Genomic DNA, 20,587 nt, shown 5'->3' with positions numbered 1-20,587 from the left:
CTTATGCTCCTTCCATGACTACGTTTAGCACGGTGTCATTCTTTGTGATATTTTTTTGGATTATAGGTTCTATTTTATTGACTTGATCCATGTTGGTCACACAGAGTACTGTCGTTGGGTCATAGCCCTTTTCAATTATATTTTTCAAGTCAAATTCAATTAAAACCTGTCCTCTTTTAACAGAATCGCCTTGTTTTAAAGTCGTTGTAAAGCCTTCACCTTTAAGATCTACAGTGTTTATGCCGATATGCATCAGTAACTCCGCACCGCCTGAAGTTTTTAAACCGATCGCATGTAAAGTGGGAAATATCATTTCTACCACAGCATCAGCAGGTGCATACAGAATGCCTTCACTTGGAATGAAAGCCACGCCATCGCCCATCCCTTTAGATGAAAAGACAGGATCATTAACTTGTTCCAAAGGTATCATTTCGCCGTTGATACAGGCACTCATACTCAACATCAAATCTTCAGTTTCTACAGCTTCACCCTCTTCATCAAATCCAAGAATATAAGTCAGTGCTGCTGAAATCGAAAATGCCATAAAAATACCGATGCAATAATAACCAAACGTGTCACCGAAAAAAGCAGGCAGCGTGGTTAACGCAGGAAAGACATACACAATCGCCTTTGTTTTCATCGCCGCCATGAAGGCCCCAGCAATACCACCTGCAATCGTCTGCGCAATCAGTGGTTTTCTATACTTTATGGATAGACCATAAACAATGGGTTCAGTGATGCCACCTAAAAGTGCAGGTAACATAGAAGACAATGCAAATGCTTTATTTTCTTTTCGCTTACTTCTGAGGAATACGCCTAATGCTACGCCTGCACTGGCAAACGTAGCTGCAGCAATCATAGGTCTTATCACATCATAGCCATAGTTTGCCAAGTTGTTAACCATAATCGGAACAACGCCCCAATGAATGCCCATGATCACGAGGTAAGTCCAACCTGCACCGATAATCAATCCTGCCAAAAGACCACTCTTTTGACTTACAAAATTAATCAAATCACCCAGTCCATTACCAAGTGTTACACCAATCGGACCGATCACAAGAACGGTTAGCGGCACCATAATAAGCAAAGACACCAAAGAAAGTGCAAACAACTCAATACTCTTAGGTATAAATTTCTTAAGTTGTCTCTCTAATTTCGAATAGACATAGATCGATAAGATCGCAGGAATAACAGTCCCCGTATACTTCATCAACACAACGGGTATCCCTAAAAAGCTCACCACGTCACCTGTATTTTCAATCAATCCCATGAAATTAGGTTCAATGAGTGCCGCCACAATCGCCAGTGAAATATACGGATTCACACCGAAAGCTTTTGCTGCACTGATGGCTAAAAATAAAGGTAAAAAATAAAAAACACTGTTGCCTGCTGCTGATAATATCTTAAAAGTACTGGTTGTGTTGTCTAGTAACCCATAAGTTGTAAAGACCACTAATAAAGCCTTAATCATACCTGCACCAGCAAGTGCAATGATAATTGGATTAAAAATCGAGGACATCGTATTAAACAATCGCGTCAGCACATTGCCTGTAGGTGCTTCTAGTGCAGCTCCTGTTGATTCTTGTTCTCCTTTGATTGGATACATGCCCATGATGGTTTCGTAGACATCTGAAACAGCATTTCCAATAACCACCTGATACTGACCATTCCCTTCAACCACTGAAAGTACCCCTTCAATCTTTTCAAGCGCTGCCTTATTTGCTTTTGAATCCTCTTTCAATTTAAATCTCAATCGCGTCACACAGTGATACAAACTTATAATATTATTGATCCCACCCACGTTTTCAATAATCTGTTTTGATAACGCCTCATAATTCTTTTTCACAATGACCCAACTCCTCCCAAAACGATTTTTTTGACTTGAGTTCATTTTATCACGGTGCTTTTGAAGCGCTTGATATTTCGTTTTTTGGAAACTATTCTGAAAATACCAAAAATAATGATATGCTTTAAGGATGGGGGTTAGAGGCATTCATTGTCTTTAGAGTACAGTCTATATCTATGCACAATTAAATCACTCACAATCTGGAACATAATGGGATGTGTTTGCATTTTAGCAGTATGCTTGAATAAAATGCACAGGTCAACACGTGGATCTTGCGCCATCGCCTTATTGGATGTGATCACCACAACTTTTGCCTTTGTCCGATCGAAAACGCTCTTTTCTAAATTGCCTTCTGTAATTTGATATTTTTTAATGTAATTTCCCGAATTCGTAAAAATGATGATCAGTGTATCTTCACCTGCATTTTCGATGAATTCATCTTGTTTAACATCACTTAATTTGGTAATGATAAATTTTTTATTATAAGCCAGTTTTGTCTGAAAATCTATAGCCGCTGACTCCGAATACATAAGACCAAAAGAAGCTACAATTTTATATTTCACCAAATCTTTAGCCAGTTCATCGATCTTATCCATATCCATGTCATGCCTGTAGTCTTTAATATCGCCAATGATTGCCTCAAAATAGCCCTCCAAGCCATGCTCATTCATGTAGCCCATCACATTGGTATTGTAATTCAGCTCATTTTTATAGCGATTTTCTATAAAGGGCGCTGCCACGCGAAAATCTGTGTAATCCTCAAAGCCAATTTCTCTGATAAATTTGGAAATGGTCGATTTGGAAACGTTACACAGTTTAGCCAACTCACTAATGGTCAACTCATTGATCAAATAGAAATTGTTCAGCATTGTCATTGCAATATAATACGGCGTTGAATTGTAGTCCTCGTCATTGAGCACAATTAATAAGCGTTGAAGCAGTAACCCCATTTCATACCTCCCTAAAATCAACATCACATAAATGTAATTTTCTTAATTATCAACATTATATAAGTGTTTCGCAAGACTTTCAATGTTGAAAAAAAGGACCAAAGCAAATCGCATAAGATTTACTTTGGTCCTTTTTCAATTCATGTGTCAACTACAACACCTTACTCTGGGTATTTATGGGTCACATGCGTGTATTCATTGCCATAATTATCCACAAGAACACTGACAATTTCAATTTGGTCACCCGCTTTATAGTTTTTTATAACCTCGTTAGTCTGGGTATAAACGCTACAATTTGAATATTCGCCATTTTGAAGATCAGTGTCTAGTAAAATAGCGTTATTAATGACCTCTTGACCATTCACTTTAATCACAACTTGTCCACTCACAGGGTAACATTGCAGACTGGCTACATAATTACGGTCATGCGTATATTTTGGGTCATAGATCGAAATCACTTCACCCGATATCTCTAAATCCGAATCCCGCTTGGTAAAGGTGAGATTTGCCTCTGCATCCGTCCGCATTAAAAAAGTCTGGAGGATATCACCGTAGACATCCAGTTCTTCATTGTTTATATATTCAGAATGTGTAAACTTCACTATAAACTTTAAATCTTGCTCAATGATATCAATTGGTATTTTAGCGACATAAATGCCTTTATTTAGAGCAGCCATTTGAGTGTATGTCTTTAACCCAATCACTTTAATTTCAATTGCTAAATCCTCATAATCTGCCTTTGGAATGAGACTAATCCTAAGTGGCAATTGATTGTTCTCCGTTTTGTAAGTCTCTGCTGTTACCTCATAAGATGCGATTAAGCTCGCTTCTGAATCTAAAGTATCGGATAATTCATTTAAAAAACTCTGGGACTGAGCATTGAAATTGCCACTGATACTCGTTACACTCCCTTTTATGTATCCGATTTCTGAATTCATGGCTTTGATCTCTTTCATGAGAAATAAGAGCAAAGTCATAACGACTACTAATCCAATAATAAGGCAACTCATCATTATTTTTAGACCTAAGTTGTTTTTCCAAAGCGCCATAAATCGCTTACTTTTGCTTTCTGACATATCGATCTCCTCTTCTGCTGTAAATAGTGCTCAACTGCTTCTATTTTATCAAATTCGAGTTTTATTTGATACCCTTATTTATTTAAACAGAAACATTTAAAGTGTCAAAATCTAGTTTTGCACGCCCCCCTCTATCCTATGATCTATAAAAAAAGATTTGACAAACCCATTTTATATTTGTATTATGTAGTTAGCATATATGTCAACTACATATATAAAAAGGAGGCTTTATATTATGAAAGGAAAACCAGGTAGACACGCGCCCGCTTTTGTCCTTCTAGAACTCTCTAAAGGTCCAAACTACGGCCTACAGATATTACATCAACTCAAAGAAAACCTTCCGATTTGTAAGCTGGATAGCGCTGCTGTCTACCGTGCACTGAGCAGTTTAGAATCCAGTGGATTTGTAACCTCTTATACAGAAGACATAGAAAGTGGTGTTGCAAAACGCTTCTATACCATTACCGATGAAGGTTTTAAAGCTTTAGATCAATTCTGTGAAGATATTCAAATGCGCATTAAAAATATGGAGTATTTTTTAAAGACTTACCATGAAGTGGGGGGACGTCAATGACAAGTATAATAATCTATTCAGTTGTGACTTTCTTAATGATTATTTCATTTATTAAAAGTCCTCAAAAAACAAAAAAAGCCTTTAAAATTGGTTTTAATTCTTTTAAAAAACTTTTACCTTCCATCATCCCAATGATGATTGGCATCGGCATTGTTTTATCCCTTTTAAGTCCTGAAACCGTGAGTTCAATACTCGGAGAAAAATCGGGTTTTTTAGGTGTCCTCATAGGATTAGGGATTGGTTCTGTGGCGTTTATGCCGAGTTTTGTAGCATTTCCATTAGGCGCCAATTTATTAGCGCATGGGGCTGGTTATCCACAGATTGCAGCTTTTATCTCTAGCTTAATGGCGGTTGGTTTTATGTCACTTGGACTGGAAATTAAGTATTTTGGAAAGAAAACTGCACTTATTAGAAATCTCACAGCACTTGTGGCATCTTCTGCCTTTGTGTTTGTCATCTGGAGGGCACTCTTATGAATTCAAATATTATAATTTTTACAAAAAAATACAAATGGGCCATTTTAACAATACTAATCCTCACGGTGATCAATATGACATTGCCCTCACTTGGCACAAATGCAAATCAACTGACGCTCTCCAACTTTTTGACGATGTTCGGGGTGCTCCCCCCTATTCTGCTCTTAATCGGCCTCTTAGATGTCTGGGTGCCAAAAGAAATCATGATCAAATACATGGGCGAAAATTCGGGGATAAAAGGTCTTGTCATAGCTTTCCTTTTAGGCTCTTTCGCTGCGGGACCACTTTATGCAGCCTTCCCTGTGGCAGCAATTCTTCTAAAAAAACGCGCTCGCCTATCTTACGTCATGTTTTTTCTCGGGGTTTGGTCCACTGCTAAGCTGCCTATGGTCATGTTTGAATACACCTCCTTTGGGGGACTGTTTACCGTTTTACACATCACCACGAATTTAACGGTATTTTTAATCGGGGCATTGCTCATTGAAAAGATGCTAACTGCTGAATCCAAAGAAGCAGTCTATCAGTCAGCTTCGGCACTTTCTGAATAAAAAAGGGCACGGACAAATAAATTTAAAATTTCATTTGTCCGTGCTTTTTTTAATGAGAATGTCTATGGTGTAAATCTGGTAAATGAGGATGTTTATGCGCCTTCTCCTCATGGGTATGAATATGTGAATGCGCTCCTAATATAGCCTCCTCATGATGATGGCTATGATGGTCATCATCGTGTTGATGTCTATGTTCATGTGTCTCTCTCGAGTGTACATGTACATGTCTGTGATCTTCAGAGACTGCAAAATAAGTCCCTATTATCATCAGGACTAGGGCAAACACAAACCGCTCTGTGATGCCCTCGTGAAGCACTATCCAAGAGATCAGAACGCCAATAAAGGGCGCTATTGCATAGTAGGCACTGGTTCCTATTCTTTAACAAGCAATGATCTCTTTAATCATAAATTCCCTTCCGCTGAGCAAATCGAAGTCTTCGCCATTACAATTTGGGCAAATTTTATTGTGCTCGACGATATTAAAGACCTTTTTGCAATTTTTACAAAGTGCGTTTGCCGGCATGATTTCAATTCTCAACTTAGTTTCTTCTAAGATTGTGCCCTCAATGGCTGCCGGATAACACGCTTCCACATATCTTGGAATCATAGATGACAATTCACCGATTTGTAAAACTAAAGTATCAATTTTAGTCACCTGATTTTGCTTTGCAAACTGTTCAACCTTTTTAATAACCTCTATGACAACACCGATCTCATGCAAGTGATAACACTCCTTATATTTAACTTCGAGTCATTTCGAATGCTCGAGATTTTAATTTTTACCAGAAAACATATTTTTGACATTTTTAACGGCAATTCGGCCTTGTCGTTTTACTGCATGTTTGATTACAGTGGACTTCATCTCGCTAAATTCAACACCTGGGCTATCATATCTTCTTTCAAGTGTAATCGCTTCAAACTTACATTTAGTAGTACAGACGCCACAACCTACACATTGATATTCATCCGCTACAACTGCACCACAACCTAAACATCTCTCTGTTTCCTTTTGAACTTGTGCCTCAGTAAAGGTTGTTCTGAGGTCTACAAAAGTCTCTTTAGATTTTTGACCTTCAACATGGATTGTTTTTTGTCTTGGCAAAAGATCATAACCCTTCATATCCAAGTTCGCTTTGTCTAGTGCTCGATACTCTTTTTCTCTACCAATTGTAATGTTGTCACCATGGACATATCTATGGATCGAAACTGCCCCTTGTTTACCTAAAGCGATGGCATCTATTGCAAATTTAGGTCCAGTAACCGCATCCCCACCTGCAAATATATCGGCTTCACCGGTTTGATAAGTCAAAGGTTCTACTTTAAGCGTCTTATTTGGATTTAATTGCATTTGAGTATCCGCCATTAAGTTCCCCCAATCCATACCTTGTCCAACCGAAATCAACACGTGATTTGCCATCACCATTTGGGTTTCACTTTCGTCAAACTTGGGATTGAATTTGCCATCACTGTCTTTAACACTTAAACATCTTTGGAATTCCACGCCTTTTACCACACCATTTTCATGAATGATGCGTTTTGGCCCCCATGAATTGTTAATCACGATGTCCTCTGACAAAGCTTCTTCTATTTCTTCTTCAAGTGCAGGCATTTCTGATCTGCTTTCCAAACAGAATAAATCCACTTGAGCAGCGCCCATTCTTGTGGCCGTTCTCGCCACGTCTATGGCAACATTACCCCCACCGATGACAATGGCTGGTCCCGATAATTTTGAAGCCTCATCTAAACTTACATTTCTTAAAAACTCAACGCCTGTAATGACCCCTTTAGCATGTTCGCCTTCAAGGCCGAGATATCTACCGCTTTGTGCCCCGATTGCAAGATAGAAAGCGTTAAACCCTTTTTCTCTTAACTTCGGAATCGTGATGTCTTTTCCGATCTCCATACCTGTTTTAAACTGGACACCCATTTCTCTTAAAACCTCTATTTCAGCATTGACAACTTCTTTGCCAAGTCTAAAAGACGGAATCCCTAAAGTGAGCATGCCACCAAGTTTCGTTTGTTTTTCAAAGACAGTGACTTGGTAACCGTCTAATGCTAAGAAATATGCGCAGGATAGTCCCGCTGGTCCTGCACCGATTACAGCTATTTTTTCAGGTCTCATGGCTCTTTGCTCAGGAATAAAACGATGTGCTTCATTTAAATCTTGATCCGCAATAAACTTTTTGATTTCATCTACTGCCAGTGGCTCATCTAAATCAGATCGTGTACATGCAGATTCACAGTTCCTAGGACAAATACGACCACAAACCGCTGGGAATGGATTTTCTTTTTTAATCAATTCAAGTGCGTCTTTATAACGGCCTTGAGAAGCCATTTTGATATAACCTTGAACTGCAATATGAGCTGGACATTCTGCTTTACAAGGGCTCGTTCCAGTATCCTCTACGATTTTTCGATTTCTATAATCATAGTTCCATTTATCTTCACCCCATTTTGTATCATAGGGGATATCTTTTACGGGTTTTGGTGGTAATGGTGTATTGGTACATAGATTCTGTCCTAAAACAAGCGCATTGGCTTGGCAATTTTCCACACAAGCGCCACAAGCCACACATTTATCTTGGTCTACTTTAACCACATAGTTTGATCTTGAAAAATCAGGATTGTTATAGAAAGTCGTATTTCTAAGTCCAAAACAAGAACAACCACAGCAGTTACAGATCGCAAGTGCTTTTCCAGGACCAGAAAGATTTGGAATTTGGTGTACAAGCCCTTCTTTTTCTGCATTTTGACAAATGGCAATGGCTTCTTCTCTTGTAATTTCGCGCCCTTTACCTGTTCTGATGTAATAATCGGCTGCTGGCCCAAGCTGTATGCACATTTCTTCTACTGTATGACCACAGCCTTCGCCTATAATACGCATGGAAGTTCGACAAGAACAGTCTGCAACAGAAAACAGATCATGCTTATTGAGCAAATAAGAAATTTCTTCATAGGATGCTCTTCTGGTATCGCCTTCAATAGCACTTTCGATTGGTATTACCCTCATGACACCAAGGCCAACAGGCAGGTTTCCCGCCATTAACTTACCCATTTTTCGGGTGTACGCTTCGAAACTTTCTCCGATAACAGGGTGTTTTTGAACATTTTCTCTGTTGGCAACCATGTACTCCATGACGCCTGGTACAAAGAGTTCGAGAAAATATAAGGTTTCACCCTCTTCTACTTCGGATTTAACGGAGCCATCTATAGCCATTTTAACTAAAACAGCTTCTACTTCCTTTTCTGGCTTCCCACAAAGTTTTGCGATTTCTTTGATATGCTTTGGTTTTCTGATTTCGAGATGTAGTGCAATTTCTGCCATTTCATCGGTTGTCACAGCCTCTAAAATTTTATACTCTGGGTCCGTTTCCCTTACCTTTATGACGCCACCTGTTATTCCCGCTGCGATCTTATTGGCAAGCTGTAGTACCTTTTTCTTCGCCATACAAATGCCCCCTTGCTTTCATTTGAAATTCTATTTTTCATTCCAAGAGTTTACTTCATTTCTGAGCCACTCTGTCCACTCTGCCATACCTTCACCAGTTTTCGCCACAATCGGAATCACTTTGATATTGGGATTGAGCTTCTGAGCACGTGCTTTAACCGCTTCAAGATCAAAATCGAAAATGCCTATCGTATCCATTTTATTGACCAAAAGCACATCTGCAATGGTGAACATCAAAGGGTATTTTAAAGGCTTATCATCACCTTCTGGAACGCTTAAGATCATGGCATTTTTAGAAGCTCCTGTGTCAAATTCTGCTGGACAAACCAGATTGCCCACATTTTCGAGAATAACAAAATCCACATCATCTGTGCCTAGGCCTTCAAGGCCTTGCTTTGTCATATCCGCATCTAAATGACACATGCCACCTGTGTGTAGCTGAATGACTTTAGTCCCTGTTTTGAATACTGTGTTTGCATCTACATCTGAATCTATATCCGCTTCTAAAACGCCAATTTTCATTTCTGCATGAAGCGCTTCAATTGTTCTGAGAACAGTAGTTGTTTTACCTGATCCCGGTGAAGACATCAAATTGAGCAGAAAGGTCTTATCTTTCTTTAGATGTGTTCTAAGTAAATTGGCCTGATGATTATTGTCTTCAAAAACGCTCTCTTTGATTTCAAGTACTTTATACTTTTCCATTCAGATCTACCTCCGTCTTTAGTATATACCTATAGTATACATTGTACTTTTTTTAACAACTATTATTCAATAGACAATGACACTCATATGTCTAAAAAAAAAACCGCGAAGATTTAAATTCGCGGTTTTTACGATTTCGGATTCTTTTGATTTTCAACCGTTACAATAGGAAAAGACAATGTAAAAGTGGTACCTTCACCTTCTTTGCTGACTACAGATATAGAACCTTCATGCGATTTTATAATTTCATAAGAAATACTCAATCCAAGTCCAGTGCCTTCACCCGTTTCTTTTGTTGTGAAAAAAGGATCAAATATTTTTGAGATGATAAGGTCTGGGATGCCTTTTCCGGTATCCGATATCACGATTATAATTTTTTGCTCTTGCTCATAAGTTTTTAAAGTAATTGTGCCATTTTCTTGAATCGCATGTGCTGCATTCAGCAGTATATTGATGAAAACTTGCTTGAGTTGATCCACATGACAATAAGTAAGCGAAATTTCACCATAGTCCTTGATAATTTCTACTTTGTACTTCAGTTCACTCCAGATCATATTGATCACATTATCAAGAGCAATATTCATATCTGCCAACGTTTTTTCTGCTTCACTTCTGGAAAAAACTCTCAACTCATGGACAATGGTTTTAACGCGGTTTGTGCCTTCAAGCGTCTCCACGAGCAAATCGTCAACATCGTTTTGAATATACTCGATCTCTAGCTTTTTTTTAAGTGCACTCATATCTGCTTTTATCACCGATATGATTTCTTGAGTGATTGCCGTATTCTCGAACCGATCAAAGGCTATTTCCATTGATTTCATGTATTTAATGAGTTTGGCAATATACTCTTGCAATAGGGCAATGTTACTTATGATAAATCCCATTGGATTATTGATTTCATGCGCAACACCAGCAGCGAGTTGTCCTATAGAAGCCATTTTTTCTTGATGGATCAACTGAAGATTTGCACTTTTCAGCTCTTCATTGACCTCTTGAAGGTTATCATACATTTTAGTGAGCTCCATCGTGCGCTGTTTTACTTTATTTTCAAGCTCATTATAGGCATCCGATAATGCCTTTGCCATGGTATTGAAATTTTCATTGAGCAAATAAATTTCCTTGATCTCTGTGTCTTCACTCTCAAAGTTGACACTTTGCAAATTATAGATCATCTCGCTTGTCTTATCTGCTACGTGAATAATTGGACCTGAAATGTTATTCGCCACCCTCTTTGTCTTAAAAAGCAGATAAGATAAAAATACCATGTAAAATAAAAACATAATTATAAAGGCCGTCACACCTAATTGCTTGCCAACTTTATCAATTGCCACTACAGGCTCTTGAATAATACTCTTATCCACTAAAACAAGAAGTGACCATCCCGTTTCTGAGATAATAGATTTGGTTAAGAAATAGGACTTGCCACTCACTTCAAAATCACCAATTTCACTTCCTGAATTAAAAAAAGTCTCAATTTGAAATGCAATCTGAGGGTCTTTATTTTTGAATAAGTTGAAAATTTCTGGTTTTAGAGTATCCTGTTTAATGGTTTCACTATAGACTTGATTTCTGAGTTCTTTAATTTCAAAGATATCCTCTACTGTTTCTGGCATCGCTAAAATAACCCCATTTGGCGCTACTAAAAAGGCCGAAGCGCCCCATGGTAATTTCAAGTCTAAAATATTGTTTACTATACTCTCAATGGTGATATCAATTCCTGTAACACCTTCTAAAAAATGCTCATGATTATAAATAGGTACGATACAGGATGCCATCCACCCTTGCCCAGCAGGATCAAGATAGACATCCGTCCAAACAGGTTTACGTGATTTGTTATGATGCTCATCTGCTAAATAATAGAAATTGAAGTTAGGAATATCCATATTGGGCTCAAACACATTGTAAACAGCCTCTAAAAAGGGGTAGTATCGATTCATCGAATCATATGAATTGAAGTAAATCCCTACAATCTTATCATCTGCCTCCAATATATTTTTGAAAATCGGATCCATCGCCTCTGTTTTAATCGCCTTATTAAGTGTTACATCATTCATAGGGGTTAAATTAGAGTACCAAACAGACGCACCGCCATTGTCTATCGTTTTATAAGTGACACCATTTTCCGCTACATCGAATAGGGGCATGCCATTTGTCAGTCCAAAAGCCTCTGGCGTTGTAAACAATCTTTCATTCTCATTTTGTATAATCTCGGCATATGCCATAATCTGCTCAATCATCAAGTTGATATTTTTAACTTCCCTTGAGGTAACTTCTGTTATGTTGAATTTGGCTTCTTCTAAAAGCGTCTCCTTAAGGAGGCCTTCAACATAGTAAATGATAACAAAGTACATAAGCATGAGAATAAATGCCACAATTACAATAGGAAGCAGTGCGAATTTTACATACTCGTGATAGATAATTTGGCGTATTGATTTTTTTTCTTCCATGTTAGACCTCTAAATAGACTCAAAAATAGTATCCCAATTCTTAATAACCTATTTCTACCACTATTTTAAATGCCTTAAACAGATTGATGCAAAGTGCCTTCATCTATTTCAATACTGATACAGCACCATGTGAACCAGCACTTCTGATTCACCCGAATTATGATAAGAATGTGGCACATCAGACCTAAACCGGATACTCTCCCCTTGACGCACTGTATATTCATCCTCTAATGAGCGTATGGTTAACTGCCCTCTATGTACCGTGACAAATTCAGAGGAGCCTCTAAGATGTGCTTCTGAATTCCAATATGCACCTCGGTCAATTTCTACATAGTAGATCGCAAATTTTCGATTTTCATCATCTGGAAAAATCGAATAATTCCTCACATGACCATTATCCTCAAGGATTGGTTCTAACTCGGATGTCTTTATAATCTCAAAATCGCATTTGGGTCTCACTGTGAGCGCGTCAAAAGGCACTTTCATACCATTTGCAATCTTCCAAAGCGTTGTAATCGTTGGATTACCTTCACCTCTTTCTATCTGTGCCAACATGCTTTTGCTCACACCACTTAATCTTGCAAGTTCCTCCATGCTCAGTTTTAATGCTTCTCTCCGTTTTTTAATATTTCCTGCAATCGTTAAATTCATTGGAATCAATTTTCAGCCCTCCTATTGACAATATAATGTACAAATTGTATTATTATATCACGTCGTTTTTTTATCGTTCATTTTATATCATTATATCGTTCGAAATGTAAAAAGTAAAGTGATCCATTAACAAGACTACTTTGAATACAATCGTATTTTTTAGGAGGATTCATCCATGAACAAAACATTACGCTTTGCTTTTATAAAAACCATTCCCGTTTTATTTGGGTATCTTTTTTTAGGCATCGCATTTGGCCTTTTATTGCAAAGAGCTGGCTACAACTTTATCTGGTCCTTTTTTATCAGCACTTTTGTATTCGCTGGCTCTATGCAATTTGTACTCATCAGTTTTTTAGGGACTTCCACGAGCTTTCTATCCATTATTTTGATGACACTTTCCATCAACAGCAGACATATATTCTATGGCCTATCCTTTATCGAAAAATTCAAGCATATGGGCAAAGCATATCCCTATATGATTTTCTCTTTAACAGACGAAACTTATTCTCTTTTATGCGGTACACAAATTCCATCAGATTTACAAGAAGATAAAGTTTTTTTTGCCATCGCCAGCCTCAACCAGTCTTATTGGGTCGTTGGCTCAGTGCTGGGCGGACTCCTTGGTGAGATGATTTTCTTTAATACCACGGGTATTGACTTTGCCATGACGGCTCTTTTTGTGGTGATTTTTATAGAGCAATGGCGATCTGCCACTGTTCATATACCAGCACTCATTGGCATTTTCTGTGGTGTTATTGCGCTCATATTCTTTGGTGCTAGCAGTTTCATCTTACCTTCACTCATTTTTACCATTGGTTTAATCCTTCTTTTTAGAAAACCAATACAATCCAAAGAGGAGGCATCGTCATGAATTTAATCCGAGATATTGGTATCATTAGCACTATAGCCCTCTTTACATTTTTGACAAGGGTATTTCCCTTTGCACTCTTTGGTAGACATCAGCAACCTCCAGCGGTTGTCAGATACCTTGGGAAAGTTTTACCCTCATCTGTCATTGCAATTTTAGTGGTCTACTGCTTAAAAAACGTCCAATTTGCAGCGGTTAGTACGTTTGTCCCAGAATTTATCGCAGTATTTATAGTAGCGGGATTACACCTTTGGAAGCGCAACAACTTACTCAGTATAGGTGTCGGTACTGCCAGCTATATGTTGATGATCCAGTTCGTATTCTAAAAAAACACAATCACATTCAAAAATCCCCCTACACATAGCCCTTTTTACTTTTTGAAGAGTCTATGTGTAGGGGGATTCTTAAAATAACAACTTACGATGTCTATTTTCTAATGAAACTCATATAAGTCTTAGGCTCTCTTTCAGGTGCAGGAATGGCTTGTTTTCCATTCTCAATGGTTTTCATGAGCCAAGCCATGTTCTTTCCAAGAACTCTCATAATTTGTTTGCCCTCTTCATCCTGCAACACTTCACCGGGTGCACCCCCATGGATCACGTTCCAATAATTAGAAGAAGGCATTGCCATTTCAGCATAGTTGATAAAATTATTCAGTTGATTAAATGTTGGAACACCCCCAGAACGCCTTACGGCCACCACTGCAGCGCCCACTTTATGTCTAAAGAGACCTGAGCCCGCATAAAAGGCTCTGTCTAAAAACGATTTCATTGTACCACTAACTGCGGCATAATGAACGGGTGAACCTAAAAGAATGCCATCCGCTTCTTTCATTTTTTGAATCACTTCATTTACAGGATCATTATCAATAATACATTTTCCATCTTTGTTTTTCATACAAGCATTACATGCCAAGCATCCTCTAATCACTTGATTGCCCACGTGGATAATCTCCACCTCAATATTTTCATTTTTGAGCTCCTCTGCTACTAATTGGATAGCGTGATAAGTATTACCTTCTTTTTTAGGGCTTCCGTTAATTGCGATTACCTTCATAAATTTTATGCTCCTCATCTTTCTTGTGTCTGTTAGTGACTTATGCTATTATTGTATACATTGAATTCCACTAAAGCAAGTACGCACTTATTTGTATCATAGTATCCAAAAATTAACAGAAGCCGGCAAAACACTTATGCCCATTATCAGTTGTATGTGCACATGGGGAGAAGTGTACTATACAAAACACGTTCCCTGTTCTGACGCCAAGCCAAGCGAAAAATAAAAGGATACGCTTAAAAACCCTTAGAAAATTTCATTTTAAAAATTTTCTAAGGGTTTTGTTTTACAACTTAAATGCTCTGATCTTAGTTTGCAGTTCTTCCGCAAGTTGTGCAAGTCCAGTTGTTGCAGCCGTGGATTCCTCCACAGATGCAAGCTGTTCCTCTGTAGCCGCCGCTATAGAAGCCGCTTCTTCTGCTGATAAATCTGTTATTTTAGTCAATCTAGACGCAGAATTGTTGGCATTGTCTGAATTAAAACTGATTTTTTTAGCCAAGCTATCCGCATCATGTACGAGACCATCAATTTCTGAGATACTCAATACAATTCTTGAAAAGGCTTCCCCGACGGATGCTAAAACATCTTTGCCATTTCCTATAGATGCTACAACGGCTGTTGAGGATTCATTTGCTGATTTTGTCACAAGACTTACCTCTGATATGATGCCTGCAATATGATCTGCAGATGTTGAGGATTGCTCTGCCAATTTACGAATCTCATCCGCTACAACTGCAAAACCTCTTCCAGCTTCTCCTGCTCTGGCCGCTTCAATAGAGGCATTTAATGCCAGTAGATTCGTCTGTGTGGAAATGCCTTGAATCGTCTCTACAATCGAATCAATTTGATTGGATTTATCAGATAAGTTATCCATTACAACCGATAAACTGCTCACCTCTTTAAAGATTTCATTCATCACTGCGATCAGTTGTTCAACGGATTTTTGACTCTCATTGGATTCCTTGTTCACCTGTGATAAAGAAGAGGTTACCGTATTCATTTGACTTAAAATATTTTGAGCGAGTTCACGCACTATGCCAATGGCGCCATCAAGCTCTTGAGTGACCTTTGCGATTTCAAAATTAGATCCCGATATTTCAGTGGCAGCTGTGGCAACTTGTTCAACAGCTTGTCCGTTTTGAGTCGCAGAGGCTTCCAGTTCTTCTGCAGTTGATGCAACCGTTGAAGATGTCGATAAAATATCGTTCATAGTGGCTCTAAGTTCAATGACCATATGGTTTACAGCTTTAGAAATCTCACCAATTTCGTCATTAGAATTTATATTTATAGCCCTTGTAAAATCACCTTTTGAAATCGATAAAATTTCTTCTTTGAGTGGATTCAAAGGTTTTGTGATGTTTTTAGCGATAAAAACCAAAAACAAAATTAATGCAATGATTGCGATTACAGTTACTATAGCGATTTTTAATACGAGGGACATTATCGGTGCAATGATTTCTCTTTCTGGAATGGAGAGCAAAACAATCCAGCCCGTTTCCTCTATTTTGGAGTAATAGACAAAATTCTTACCTTTTTCATCTGTAAATGTACCGGATCCATTGCCCTTACTGACAGCTTCTTTTCCAAGTGATGCCAATGATTCATTTTGATCTTCTAAAACACTCGGAAAAATGCCCTCTTCATTCGCCACTATGGATTCTGTGCCCTTACTGAGATATGCCCCTGCACTTGTAATCAAAATGGCATAGCCTTCATTGCCCACTTGAGTTTCCGCAACAAATTCTTGAATACTTGTAATCTCCATATCTGCAGTAGCTACCCCTATAAGTTTTTTGCTATGATCCCTGATCGGTGATGCAGCTGTAACCATTGTGATGCCAGAGATAGGATCAAAATAGGGATCTGTCCAAGCGACAGCCTGTTCAGTGTCCGCTACAACGTACCACCCTTCGTTTGTATTATCCACGAAGTAATCTTCGGTGTAGGTAATCTCGCCACTATTTTTGTAAGCATAAGGTGCAAAATAGTTGCCATCGTACTTTTGTGCCATAAAAATACCTGTTCCAAGTGTATCCACATTTGTTAAAGGCATTTTTTTAACCAACTCAATGTAGGCGCTTTTATTCTCCTGCTTAATGCCCATCGCTTCAACCGTTTTAGATAGCCCAATTGGCAATTTTTGGTTTGCCGTAAGATGTGATACGATCTTCTTATTGGCGAGCTCGGCTTGAGTCTCTACTTTTTTCATGACTTCACTGGAGATCACACGGTTCGCATTTAATGAAACAATAATCGCCATCACTAAAAATGCCATCACTACAATTGGAAGCGTTCCCCATAAAATTTTGCTTTTAATCTTCTTGATTTTTTTAAACATGAGCGTTTAAACCTCCTTCTGCTTTTTTTGCTTTACCCCTTTGTTCTTTTATAATTTTAATATATATTAATACGCCCTACGAGCATTAATACATGTTTAAATCAAAGCGTATACTCAGTCCGCTTCGCTACCTTCGTAACACTTGCACAATCCTATCGGATTGCATTCAGTGGGCGTTTGGACTCCCACTGAATTAGGAATATGAACCCCCACTTTGAGAAGTGGGGGACATCTCCTCAAGGGTTATAACAATACTATTTTTATACCCAAATCAATTGTTTTTATTCAATTCCGAGCTCAAATACAATCATTTTTTTGGTCGGTACTGCATTCAGCGAAAATATCTGTAATCTGCTGCCACATTCGACGCTCGCTGGCACGAATTGATCTGACGCGTTCTAATAATTCTTTGAAATAGTCTTTTCCAAATACTGTTTTGCTTTGCTTTAGACGTTCGTCATCCATGGCAAAGCCTTTGGTCATATATTCTTTTAAAATGCCTGTCGCCCAAATTCGAAAATTTGTAGCTCTTCTCGAATTTACACGGTAACCCACTGAGATAATGGCATCAGGATTATAATAATTAGTTTCTTTCGTTTGTGTTTTTTCGGGCATTGCACCGTGCATAGTGGTTCTTTCCATTTTGGAAATAACCACTGCTTCATTGAGTTCACCTTCTTTGAATATATTTTTCAAATGATTGAATATACTGTTTAAATAGTGCATGCTTTTCGGTAAAACAGTGCACGCCTTCCGGAAATCCAGTACAGGCTTTCCGAACAGCATGCAGTTGTTAGTATTATTTGTTCTATAGAGTTATTGTCGTGTCATCTCTGCCATCCCGTAGTCGAAGCGTTTTATTAAAATGTTCCTCATCATCCATTGGATTGTGACCACCGCACATTTTTTCGACATAAAATTGGTATGCTTCATCACAATCAATACCACCAGTTAGATTTGAGAAGATATCTGAACGAAGTTCATCGGCTTCTTTGGTGGGTAAATATTGGATTAATGCATAACGCCACCTGACAACTTCTTCCTCTAGGCTGTTAATATTTTGAATGAGCGAAATTTCACTTCGTTTTAATTTACAGTCTCGATGGTACTCGATGTCTTCTATGCAAGCTAGATTCTCGAAACTCATGACGAGAATCAGAAGGGTTGAAGCTTTTTCTGAAGAATTAGGACTTACCGCGGATTTACGCACCTGTTTTCCAGATATTTATAAGCAACTACTAGATAAACTTGATGTGATTGAATGCTTTGAGTCACCTGGTCGTTCGTTAAGAGTTGAAGAAATTCTTACAAAGCAAGAGGTGATTTACGAAGCGCTAAATGTATCGATTCCGGCCTCGTCATGAAAGGCCGAGAATCTAGGTTGAATGATTTATATGAGTAGTACCGAAAAGTAGTGGTACACTTCTGGTACACTTAACAAAAAATAAGCCCTACAAACCTTGTATTTGTAGGGCTTTTAGGGTTTTACTATATCACTCCCATTCGACTAGGTTACTTTGTTCATCGGGGTTTTTTATTGATTTTATCTTGTTTTTCATACCAAATTTATCGCTATTTGCACTAGTTTTTTTGACTCTTATTTTAAATGGAGTCAAAATGGAGTCAATAATCCACATCTTAATGTTTACAAAATTTATCTCGGTAATCATCAAAAAAACTTTTCATTTTAGCATTGCTTCTCCGCATCAAAAATTCATCTAAATTAATCAACGTGCTTAATTCATTATATTTTCGTTCAATAAATCTAAAGCACTCATTAACTTCATTAAGAAATTTTGATGTCTCTTGTCCATCAGAAATTTTTTTATACAATAGATCATTTATTGATTTGTATTTTTTTACACCTTCAGATAAATCTCTAATTACAGGTCGCATGACCACATGATCCAATACCTCTATCTCAACTCCGTTTTCCTTGTCGTGATAAATAGTGGTTTTAATAATGTAATGAGGCTTTCTCTCGAGACTCACTTCTTTCCTCTTTGAAGGCTGAAACGAAAGTGGAAAATAATTTTTTTGAAGTTTATCATATCCTATATAAAGATGTATAAATAATTCATCTCTATGCTCAATGAATACGAATCTTGCTTTATTACTTATTTGACGCTTAGGCTCATATATAAATTTAAAAGTTGTAATCCCTCGAAGAAGTCCGATAATATTTGTATATGAAAATTCTTCGATCCTTCTTCTGACATCCCCATCAACCTTATTCAGCGCAGTCAGCTGCTCATATGATACATTTTCAGTTATTATTTTCGACATAATGTTTTCAGCAATAACACTCCGATCGTTCTTATCGTTGAACACTCTAAAAACTGTATGTGCGTCACTAAGATACTGAAAACCTAATAAGTGTGGCAAATTTTTCTCTTCAAACACAAGATTGATTAATGTACCATCATCTAATAGAAACTCGCATCTTGACTTTATTAGTCTATTGTATTCTGAAATCACTTCATCAAATTTGGCCATCATATACCCCATATAAAAATGCACCTACTCTTAAAAAAGTAGGTGCATAAATTACCATTTGAGCTAGTTGTGAATCCTTAACTTCATATTCACTGCAGGTCCTCATGATATACAATCACTAGCGGGATGATATATCATTTCATGCCAAAAGGCAAACGGTCGGTTGAAGTGGGTACGTGTTCAACTCACGAGATCTATTATCTGATTAAATTATATCCCTTTTTCTATGATTTGTAAAGCGTTTAGTCCATTCCCTCCACGGCTATCGCATGAAAATCTACCATAATCAAGGCTTTTATTCAAAGTCTTAAAAAAATAGCATTGCGCTATTGGATTATGTGGCATGACTTATGTTTTAATGCAGAGCTCAATCCTTTTTACAGTTTTGAGGGCACAACTAATAAACCGTTTGTATCACTACAGCCGACTTACCCTACGAATGGTATAACTCAGCCTTTTTTCTACAGCTCAGATACTACTTTCGTTAGAAAAGACTCATCTATTGATGCTTTATAACGCTTCAACTTTAAACTGGTCTTCTTTTTCGTGATGGTCTCTTGTTTTAAAATATTCATGGCTATCTTCTTCAACATGGATTGATTTGCAGCACCGTTATTCATTCTTACTCGGCTATGATCTTCTCTAAAAACAACATCAAGTATCCAATGACAACTTTCTACACCCCAATGTGATCTCACGGCCTTTGCAAACACTTCACATGGTCCTTCTTCTGGTGTTTTTAAACTGGATATGAAATAGCTCACTTCTACGCTTTCTTTTCCTTTTGTGGTCACTGTGCGCCTTACCATACCTATGCTTGATAAGTTTTTCCATTTGTCTTTTTCTACATACCATTCTATATCGTTTGTCTGATAATACTCTCTTTTTTCAATTCTTCCATGACCTTTTTCTAGAGTTGTTTTTCTACTTACTGGGTAATCTCTAAAATTGGATTCAATTGCATCTTCAAAATAACTTTTTACTTCTTCATTAAAATTACCTTGATTCCCTTTTAATGAGAGTACATAATCTGCTTCTTTTCCTATTATTTTTTCGACTATCTTTTTTTGTGTACCCATAGCGTCTATTGTGATTATGCTATCCTTTATAA

At 37.8% G+C, this 20,587-nt stretch carries 20 protein-coding genes and 1 pseudogene; 7 read left to right on the top strand and 14 right to left on the bottom strand.

The features are described from left to right. Position 1: 1 nt before the first annotated feature. The 3 genes from F3D3_RS12275 to F3D3_RS12265 form a co-directional block, all read right to left on the bottom strand. Complete coding sequence (locus tag F3D3_RS12275) at positions 2 to 1,846, bottom strand: beta-glucoside-specific PTS transporter subunit IIABC (protein WP_242877131.1); 1,845 nt, start codon at positions 1,844 to 1,846, stop codon at positions 2 to 4. A 137-nt stretch (positions 1,847 to 1,983) separates the two neighbouring features. After that, entirely contained in the window at positions 1,984 to 2,796 is an 813-nt protein-coding gene (locus F3D3_RS12270) for a MurR/RpiR family transcriptional regulator (protein WP_069874321.1), read from the bottom strand. Positions 2,797 to 2,957: 161 nt separating this feature from the next. Further along, positions 2,958 to 3,872, bottom strand: coding sequence for a hypothetical protein (locus F3D3_RS12265; RefSeq protein WP_069874319.1), 915 nt, complete (start codon positions 3,870 to 3,872; stop codon positions 2,958 to 2,960). A 235-nt stretch (positions 3,873 to 4,107) separates the two neighbouring features. On the opposite strand from F3D3_RS12265, the gene F3D3_RS12260 reads away from it, so the two are divergent. Genes F3D3_RS12260 through F3D3_RS12250 form a run of 3 tightly spaced genes read left to right on the top strand, consistent with a single transcriptional unit; the run spans position 4,108 to position 5,470 of the window. Then, positions 4,108 to 4,446 carry a PadR family transcriptional regulator gene (locus tag F3D3_RS12260; protein WP_069874318.1) on the top strand — a complete coding sequence of 113 codons (339 nt, stop codon included), beginning with the start codon at positions 4,108 to 4,110 and terminating at the stop codon, positions 4,444 to 4,446. Beyond that, the gene (locus F3D3_RS12255) at positions 4,443 to 4,922 is read left to right on the top strand and encodes a hypothetical protein (RefSeq protein ID WP_069874317.1); all 480 of its coding nucleotides are present in this window, start codon (positions 4,443 to 4,445) and stop codon (positions 4,920 to 4,922) included. Before F3D3_RS12260 ends, F3D3_RS12255 begins: the two co-directional genes overlap by 4 nt. Beyond that, positions 4,919 to 5,470, top strand: coding sequence for a permease (locus F3D3_RS12250; RefSeq protein ID WP_069874316.1), 552 nt, complete (start codon positions 4,919 to 4,921; stop codon positions 5,468 to 5,470). The genes F3D3_RS12255 and F3D3_RS12250 overlap by 4 nt, the downstream gene beginning before the upstream one ends. Before the next feature lie 379 nt (positions 5,471 to 5,849). Here F3D3_RS12250 and F3D3_RS12245 read toward each other — a convergent pair whose 3' ends face one another. The 5 genes from F3D3_RS12245 to F3D3_RS12225 all read right to left on the bottom strand — a co-directional run bounded on the left by F3D3_RS12245 (position 5,850) and on the right by F3D3_RS12225 (position 12,718). Beyond that, positions 5,850 to 6,191, bottom strand: coding sequence for a hydrogenase maturation nickel metallochaperone HypA (locus F3D3_RS12245; protein WP_069874312.1), 342 nt, complete (start codon positions 6,189 to 6,191; stop codon positions 5,850 to 5,852). 51 nt (positions 6,192 to 6,242) lie between these two features. Further along, complete coding sequence (locus F3D3_RS12240) at positions 6,243 to 8,918, bottom strand: FAD-dependent oxidoreductase (RefSeq protein ID WP_069874311.1); 2,676 nt, start codon at positions 8,916 to 8,918, stop codon at positions 6,243 to 6,245. Positions 8,919 to 8,948: 30 nt separating this feature from the next. Beyond that, complete coding sequence (gene hypB / locus F3D3_RS12235) at positions 8,949 to 9,620, bottom strand: hydrogenase nickel incorporation protein HypB (RefSeq protein WP_069874309.1); 672 nt, start codon at positions 9,618 to 9,620, stop codon at positions 8,949 to 8,951. A 128-nt stretch (positions 9,621 to 9,748) separates the two neighbouring features. Next, positions 9,749 to 12,067, bottom strand: coding sequence for an ATP-binding protein (locus tag F3D3_RS12230; protein ID WP_069874307.1), 2,319 nt, complete (start codon positions 12,065 to 12,067; stop codon positions 9,749 to 9,751). Positions 12,068 to 12,175: 108 nt separating this feature from the next. After that, positions 12,176 to 12,718, bottom strand: coding sequence for a helix-turn-helix domain-containing protein (locus F3D3_RS12225; protein ID WP_069874573.1), 543 nt, complete (start codon positions 12,716 to 12,718; stop codon positions 12,176 to 12,178). A gap of 175 nt (positions 12,719 to 12,893) precedes the next feature. On the opposite strand from F3D3_RS12225, the gene F3D3_RS12220 reads away from it, so the two are divergent. After that, positions 12,894 to 13,589, top strand: coding sequence for an AzlC family ABC transporter permease (locus tag F3D3_RS12220; RefSeq protein ID WP_069874306.1), 696 nt, complete (start codon positions 12,894 to 12,896; stop codon positions 13,587 to 13,589). Further along, entirely contained in the window at positions 13,586 to 13,912 is a 327-nt protein-coding gene (locus tag F3D3_RS12215; protein ID WP_069874304.1) for a branched-chain amino acid transporter permease, read from the top strand. Before F3D3_RS12220 ends, F3D3_RS12215 begins: the two co-directional genes overlap by 4 nt. Positions 13,913 to 14,012: 100 nt before the next feature. Here F3D3_RS12215 and F3D3_RS12210 read toward each other — a convergent pair whose 3' ends face one another. Further along, the gene (locus F3D3_RS12210; RefSeq protein ID WP_069874303.1) at positions 14,013 to 14,642 is read right to left on the bottom strand and encodes a flavodoxin family protein; all 630 of its coding nucleotides are present in this window, start codon (positions 14,640 to 14,642) and stop codon (positions 14,013 to 14,015) included. A 91-nt stretch (positions 14,643 to 14,733) separates the two neighbouring features. Between F3D3_RS12210 and F3D3_RS25185 the strand changes: the two genes are divergently transcribed. Then, positions 14,734 to 14,868 (top strand): winged helix-turn-helix transcriptional regulator, encoded by a 135-nt coding sequence (locus F3D3_RS25185; RefSeq protein WP_175438365.1) that lies wholly within the window; start codon positions 14,734 to 14,736, stop codon positions 14,866 to 14,868. Between the two features lie 60 nt (positions 14,869 to 14,928). Here the strand turns inward: F3D3_RS25185 and F3D3_RS12205 are convergent, their stop codons facing one another. From F3D3_RS12205 to F3D3_RS12195, 3 genes and pseudogenes are all read right to left on the bottom strand, one after another. Next, positions 14,929 to 16,980 carry a methyl-accepting chemotaxis protein gene (locus tag F3D3_RS12205; RefSeq protein WP_069874301.1) on the bottom strand — a complete coding sequence of 684 codons (2,052 nt, stop codon included), beginning with the start codon at positions 16,978 to 16,980 and terminating at the stop codon, positions 14,929 to 14,931. A gap of 318 nt (positions 16,981 to 17,298) precedes the next feature. Further along, positions 17,299 to 17,691, bottom strand: a pseudogene (rhuM, locus tag F3D3_RS12200) (RhuM family protein); the annotation flags it as partial. A 97-nt stretch (positions 17,692 to 17,788) separates the two neighbouring features. After that, entirely contained in the window at positions 17,789 to 18,127 is a 339-nt protein-coding gene (locus F3D3_RS12195; protein ID WP_069874300.1) for a hypothetical protein, read from the bottom strand. Between F3D3_RS12195 and F3D3_RS24145 the strand changes: the two genes are divergently transcribed. Further along, positions 18,126 to 18,344, top strand: a complete 219-nt coding sequence (locus tag F3D3_RS24145) for a hypothetical protein (RefSeq protein ID WP_069874298.1) — start codon at positions 18,126 to 18,128, stop codon at positions 18,342 to 18,344. The genes F3D3_RS12195 and F3D3_RS24145 overlap by 2 nt on opposite strands. A 274-nt stretch (positions 18,345 to 18,618) precedes the next feature. On the opposite strand, the gene F3D3_RS12185 is transcribed toward F3D3_RS24145, so the two are convergent. Next, the gene (locus F3D3_RS12185) at positions 18,619 to 19,488 is read right to left on the bottom strand and encodes a PBECR4 domain-containing protein (RefSeq protein WP_139132081.1); all 870 of its coding nucleotides are present in this window, start codon (positions 19,486 to 19,488) and stop codon (positions 18,619 to 18,621) included. A gap of 449 nt (positions 19,489 to 19,937) precedes the next feature. Beyond that, the coding region (locus F3D3_RS12180) for an ISAs1 family transposase (protein WP_139132080.1) at positions 19,938 to 20,587 on the bottom strand (650 nt) is incomplete at its 5' end.

The organism is Fusibacter sp. 3D3, from assembly GCF_001748365.1.
Lineage (GTDB): Bacteria > Bacillota > Clostridia > Peptostreptococcales > Acidaminobacteraceae > Fusibacter_A.
This window is presented reverse-complemented; position numbering and strand designations above follow the sequence as displayed.